4 protein-coding genes are annotated in these 6,337 nt (G+C 70.1%); 1 reads left to right on the forward strand and 3 read right to left on the reverse strand.

Annotation, left to right across the window (positions count from 1 at the left end; genetic code table 11):
* Positions 1-105: 105 nt before the first annotated feature.
* Complete coding sequence (locus tag AMK27_RS13035) at positions 106-789, reverse strand: YqeB family protein (RefSeq protein WP_073905774.1); 684 nt, start codon at positions 787-789, stop codon at positions 106-108.
* A 243-nt stretch (positions 790-1,032) separates the two neighbouring features.
* Positions 1,033-1,863: an alpha/beta fold hydrolase gene (locus AMK27_RS13040; RefSeq protein ID WP_073905776.1), complete on the reverse strand. Its 831-nt coding sequence runs from the start codon at positions 1,861-1,863 to the stop codon at positions 1,033-1,035.
* 439 nt (positions 1,864-2,302) lie between these two features.
* Here AMK27_RS13040 and AMK27_RS13045 point away from each other — a divergent pair, with 439 nt between their 5' ends.
* Complete coding sequence (locus tag AMK27_RS13045) at positions 2,303-2,734, forward strand: subtilase-type protease inhibitor (protein WP_073905778.1); 432 nt, start codon at positions 2,303-2,305, stop codon at positions 2,732-2,734.
* Positions 2,735-2,962: 228 nt separating this feature from the next.
* On the opposite strand, the gene AMK27_RS13050 is transcribed toward AMK27_RS13045, so the two are convergent.
* Positions 2,963-6,283 (reverse strand): glycoside hydrolase family 2, encoded by a 3,321-nt coding sequence (locus tag AMK27_RS13050; RefSeq protein ID WP_073905780.1) that lies wholly within the window; start codon positions 6,281-6,283, stop codon positions 2,963-2,965.
* Positions 6,284-6,337: the final 54 nt, after the last annotated feature.

The following is a 6,337-nucleotide window of genomic DNA, read 5'->3' on the forward strand; positions in this document are numbered from 1 at the left end:
ACCACGGCGTCCTCGGCGCGCCGCACGGAGCGGCGTCGTCCCCTCCCGCTTCCCGGACCGGAGAGGGAGGTGGTGACGAAGCCTGCCGGCCCCGCGCGGCCGCGTTCACACCGTGCGGTACTGCTGGGCCTTTCCGCGGTCCCGCACGCTGATGCCTCGCGCCCGCAGCTCCTCGCGGGCCTCGTCGGCGGCACCCGCCCGGTCGTCGGCGAGCGCCCTTCGGCGCTTCCGCAGCAGCGCGTGGGCGGGCTCGTCGAGGTCCGGCGTGTTGTCGACCCAGACGGTGTAGGCGGCCTCGTGCGGGTCGGCGGTGCCGCGCCAGGGGTAGCCGTGCCGCTCGAACGCGGACCGCAGGTGCTCCGTCAGTCCGCTGTCGACCCGGGTCCGGACGTGCTCCGCGCCGTCGGTGCCGCGCAGCACCAGATCGCGGCCGTCGGTGAACACCTCGGCGAGCTGCCCCCGAGCGACGTGGCGGCCGCCGGCGCCGTCATGGACGACGACCCCGTCTGACCTCACCTCGACCACGGGGTTCTCCGAGCGCCAGACGCCCGCCACCCACGCCCCGGCCGCGGCGCCGACGACTGCCAGCACCGGCAGGGCCCAGACGAGGGGCAGCGCGGCCGCCAGTTCGAGCGGCCTGGGTGCCCCGTCGAAGAGGCGGATCATCCCGTCGGCGACCGGGCCCACGGCGAACGCGGCACCGACGCCGAGCCCGGCACCGATCAGGATGACGACCCAGAGCCACGCCTCCGGCAGCCGCACGGTGACCGGGGGTTCCTGCTTGACCATCGCCGCTCTCACTCTCTGGGTCTCCGGCCCCTCACGAGGGGTCCGACCCGGTAGCTCTCCCGGCCAGGATCACAGGCCGGTACCGGGCCGGACATCGGCCGAGAGTCTCCGAGTCGGCCGGTGGAGCACGACTTTGGTCTCGACTTCGGACCGACCCTCGGAGTCGGAGGGCGCTGGGTCTCGGAGTCGGAGGGCGACGGTTCTCGGAGTCGGAGGAAGCCGACCCCTGGTTGTCTCGTTCCCTCACTCCTTGACGAACGCGAGGAGATCGGGGTTCACGGTGTCGGGGTGCGTGGTCAGCATGCCGTGCGGGAGGCCCTCGTAACTCTTCAGCCTGCCGTTGCGCAGCAGCTTCGCCGACAGGGGCGCCGAGTCGTCGTAGGGGACGATCTGGTCGTCGGTTCCGTGGGCGACCAGGACGGGCACGGTGATCTGCTTCAGGTCCTCGGTGAAGTCCGTCTCGGAGAAGGCCTTGATGCAGTGGTAGTGGGCGTTGGCCGCGCCGCTCATGCCCTGCCGCCACCAGTTGTCGATCACGCCCTGGGACACCTCGGCGCCGGGACGGTTGTAGCCGTAGAAGGGCCCCGCCGGAACGTCGATGTAGAACTGGGCCCGGTTGGCGACGAGCGAGGCGCGGAACCCGTCGAAGACCTCGATCGGCAGGCCGCCCGGGTTGGCGTCGGACTTGACCATGACGGGTGGGACCGCCCCGACGAGCACGGCCTTCGCCACCCGTCCCTGCTGGGCGCGGGCGACGTACCTGGCGACTTCGCCGCCCCCGGTGGAATGGCCGATGTGGACGGCTTCGCGCAGGTCCAGCGCGTCGGTCACCGCTGCCACGTCCGCCGCGTAGGTGTCCATCTCGTGGCCGGTCGCGCTCTGGCCGGAGCGGCCGTGCCCGCGCCTGTCGTGGGCGATGACGCGGTAGCCGTGCTCCAGGAAGAAGAGCATCTGGTTGTCCCAGTCGTCGCCGCTCAGAGGCCAGCCGTGGTGGAACACGATCGGCTGTGCGTCGCGAGGCCCCCAGTCCTTGTAGAAGATGCTGGTGCCGTCCTGTGTCGTGACCGTTCCCACGGAATTCCTCCGCCCAGACGTACCGATGAGTCGACCCCTGCGGGTGTGTCCGCGGAGCCTCGATGCAAGAACATACCCGTATGCGGCATATCTCTCATTTGGGGCAACGGGAGGGGGTGGGGGTCCGTGCTCAGTCCGGGAAAGCGTCGCTTATCGGTCGTACTGAACGACCGGTCGGTAAACCTCAGGCGTCTCTGCGCAGGCCGGCGGCCGCTTGAGGGCGGGAACGGGCGTGCGCGGAGCCGTGCCGGACGGGTCCGGGGCGGGCTCTGACCTGCTGGACATGCATTCGATCAACGATATGCGGGCGCATGTGTCCGAATAGCGACCACCGAGATGCGATCGCTCTGTGTGTCAGACACACTCCAAAGCGCAAGGAAGGCAGTGATCTCAAGGTAGATGACGCCTCAACCCTTTGAATTGAAAGCGAGTTCCCCAAATGCTTCGCCGATTCGCTGCGCTCTCCGCGTCCGCCCTGCTCTGTCTCGTCGGCACCGCCGGTGTCGCGGAAGCCCGGACCGACAGCCTGTACACCCCCTCCGCCGTCGTGCTGAGCATCAGCAAGGGTGCCGACGCGAGTTCCTCCACCGTCCTGCGCGCGGTCACGCTCAGCTGCGCGCCCACCGCCCACGGCACGCACCCCGCCCCCGAGGCCGCCTGTGCCGAGCTCAAGGCCGGCTCCCAGGACGGCGCCTTCGGCGGGCTGCTGGCCTTACCGGCCCCGGACCGGATGTGCCCGCAGCACTTCGACCCCGTCACGGTCACCGTGGACGGCGTGTGGGAAGGGTCCCGCACCTCGTGGCAGTACACGTTCGGCAACGCCTGCGCCATGGGCGTCGGCCTGAACGGAGGGGCGGCCTTCGCCTTCTGACGGGCGTCGCCTGCCGGCGGCCTTCGCCCTCTGACGGGCGCCGTCGCCGCCGCCGTCCCGGGCCGGTCACCGCATCCGGTCGGACGGACGTGACACGGATCCGCCCCGTACGCCGACCGGAGAGGCGGCGTACAGGGCGGCGAGCCGTGGCCAGCGCGAGCCGTACGTGGGCGCGAACCGTGCGCAGTCGAGGAACGTGCGCGGTCGCGGTGCGGTCGCGCCGTGGGGCTACGGCTTCTGCGACGCGTGGAGGGCCGTCACCTCCTCGGAGCTGAGGGCCTTGTCGAAGGCGCGGACCTGGTCGACCGAGCCCTTCCAGAAGTCGACGTTCCCACCGCTCCACTTGGCCCGGCCCACGGACAGCGGCCCGGTGCTGACGTCCGCCGGCCCGGGGGTCGCCGTCGCCACCAGGGCGCCGTCGACGTACAGCCGGATCTCGTTCTTCGCGGCGTCACGGACACCGACGAGGTGGTACCAGCGGCCCGTCTCGGGGGTGGTGACGTAGCGGGCACGGATGCCGCCGGGGGTGCTGAAGGCGAAGGCGCCCTGCCCGTACTGCAGGTAGAAGGGGTTCTCCTGGCGCCGGCCGTCCTGGCTGACCACGGTCGCGTAGTTGCCGGGCAGGGAGTCGAGCGTCGCCCAGGCCGACACCGAATAGCTTGTGGTGGTGTCGACGACGGGGCCCTCGGTCTCGGCGTACTGGCCCTGGCCGTCGAACTTCAGGGCGCTGCCGCTCACTCCGGGGGCCCAGGTGGTGCCCTCGGAGAACTTCAGGTCCTCGCCGTTGGGGCCGGCGTCCCGGGACGTCGTCCCCGTTCCCTCGTCGAGGGCCCAGGAACCGCCGCCGCTGAGCTGGTCGCGCTCGCCGGCCGCGGCGCCGGCCGCGATGACCTTCCGGTTGATCTCACGGACGCGGACCGGGTCGACCTTGATCTCCCTGCGGTCGTACGTGTAGAGGCCGTTGAGCTCGTTCTCCAGGTCGGAGATCTGGGTGTAGATGGAGCCGGAGAGCTCGGCGCCGGCGGCCTCCAGGTAGTACTTCTCCGTGTTCTCGACGTACTTGCGGGTGAGCGCCTCCTTGTCGGCGACGCCGCTGTAGATCACGGTCGGCGCGCCGGGCCACATGTGACCGGGGGCGCGGAGGGTGAAGCCGCCGTGCTCGCCGTCCATCGCCGCGCGCTCGGCGTCGGGGAAGGCGGGGTCGGTGTTGTTGTAGTCGTGGTGGTCGATGATGTCGCCCTTGCCCGAGTCCCCCTTGGAGTTGCAGCAGTTGACACCGCTGTGGGCGTTGACGACGCGGGACGGGTCAGCGGCCTTGACGGACTCGGCGATGCGACCGGTCTCCTCGCGGTTCCACTCTCCCCACCCCTCGTTGAAGACGATCCAGCCGATGACGGAGGGGGAGTTGTGGTGCTGGCGCATCATCTCGCGGCCCTGGTCGACGAAGGCCTGGTGGCCCGTCTCGTCGGTGAGGTCGCCCGAGACGAAGTCCTGCCAGACGAGCAGGCCGAGCCGGTCCGCGTGGTAGAACCAGCGCGGCGACTCCACCTTGATGTGCTTGCGCACGGCGTTGAAACCGAGCTTCTTGTGTGCTTCGAGGTCGAAGGCGAGGGCCTTGTCGCTGGGCTGGGTGTAGAGGCCGTCGGGCCAGAACCCCTGGTCGAGGGTGGCGAGGGAGTAGACGGGCTTGCCGTTCAGGACGAGCTTCTGGAAGCCGCCGACCTTCTCGATCGCGATCTTCCGCATGCCGAAGTAGCTCTGGACGGTGTCGGTCGACCGTCCCTGGACCAGCTTCACTTCGAGGTCGTAGAGGTACGGGTCGTCCGGGCTCCAGAGCCGCTGGTTCGCCACGGGCAGGCGGAGCGGCGTGTTGACCGGTCCGCCGACCCGGCCGACGACCTTGCCGCGGGCGTCCCGGGCGACGGCTTCGACGCGTGCGCCCGACGTGGCGTCGTCGGACGCGACGGTCACCGCCAGGCTGCCGGTGTCGATGTCGGGGGTGGTGACGACGTCGTCGATGGAGACGGGGGCGACCGGTTCCATCCAGACGGTCTGCCAGATCCCCGACGACTGGGTGTAGAAGATGCCGCCCGGGTTGGTGGACTGCTTGCCCGTGGGCTGGTTCCGGCCGCCGGTGTCGGTGACCGCGACGACGACCTCCTGCGGACCGGTCCCCTTGACCGCGTCGGTGACGTCGGCGCTGAAGGCGTTGTAGCCGCCGGTGTGCTCGGCGACCTGCGTGCCGTTGACCCAGACGCGTGCCTGGTAGTCGACGGCGCCGAAGTTGAGCTTCAGGCGGTTGTCCTTGGCGCCCGTGCCGACCTTCCAGTCCTTCGGCACGTTCACGAGCCTGCGGTAGAACATGTGGTCCTCGTGCCGCTCGATGCCGGAGAGCTGCGACTCCACCGGGAACGGCACGATGATCTTCTCGTCGAGGTCCTTGCCGAAGGCGGGCTGCTCGCCGGCGCCCGCCCCGGAGAACTGCCAGGGACCGTTGAGGTTCTTCCACTTGCCGCGCACCTGCTGCGGGCGCGGGTACTCGGGCAGCGGGTTCTTCTCGTCCAGCCGGTCGCCCCATTCGGTGGTGAGCCGGTGGGTGGAGGCGTTCTTCGCGGAGCGGAGGATCCGCGGAACCGTCTCCCCGCCGTTCTTCAGCCCGCCCTTGCCGTCGTAGTCGACCCTGACCTGCTGGTTCTTCTGGATCGGCTCGGAGAGGGTGACGAGGAGGGAGTCGCGGTCGTCCGGCGCGACCGTGACCGAGCGGATCGGCATGGGCGTGGTGTCGGCCTCGACCGTGAGGTGCTCCTTCACGGCGGCGAGATCGGAGACCTTTCCTTCGAATCGCGCCCGTAGCCGGCGGCCGCTCTCGTCCACGGTCAGCTCGACGGGATACACCTCGAAGTCGGCGGGCGGCGTGAACGCCGACTCCGGTACGAGCTGCTTGGCCATCGTCGGAGTCGACCAGCGCAGGAACATGTTGGCGCCACCGACGTCCTGGAACATCTCCAGGCGGAAGTCGTGCTTCTCGCCGGCGGTGAGCCGGATCGAGGCGCTGGTCTGCTCCTTGTCCCAGTCGGGGATCCAGTGGTCGATGACCGGCTTCCCGTCGATGAAGAGGCGGAAGCCGTTGTCGCCGATGCCGTAGAACGTGTAGTCGCCGGTGGCCGGCGCCTCGATCCGGCCCGTCCAGCGGGCCGTGGTGTGCTCGGTCCGGCCGGTGAGGTTCTGGAAGGTGCCCGTGAGACCGGAGAAGTTGACCTGCGGGTCGAGGGACGTGCCGCCGAGCGTGGCGAAGTCCCGTGCGCCCGGCGCGGACATGCTGAAGTACTCACCCTTCAGGCCGTGCACCTCGATGGCGGGCTTCTCGGCGCTCGCGTTCTGGGCGGGCGTGTTCTGGGCGTTCGCGTTCCGGGCTGGAGCGGCGCTCGCGCCGCGGGGCTGTTCCGCGGCCGAGGCGGTGGGGAGCAGGGTGCTCGTGGGCAGCACCAGGGCCGCCGTTGTGAGGAGGGCCCACATTCTGGTGCGGGGCCGGATGTGGCGTCGTGTCATCGAATCTTTCCTCGGGGGCAGAGGGGAGTCGGAGCCGGACCGGGGGAGGGCGTG

Source organism: Streptomyces sp. CB02009, assembly GCF_001905825.1.
In the GTDB taxonomy this organism is placed as follows: Bacteria; Actinomycetota; Actinomycetes; order Streptomycetales; family Streptomycetaceae; genus Streptomyces.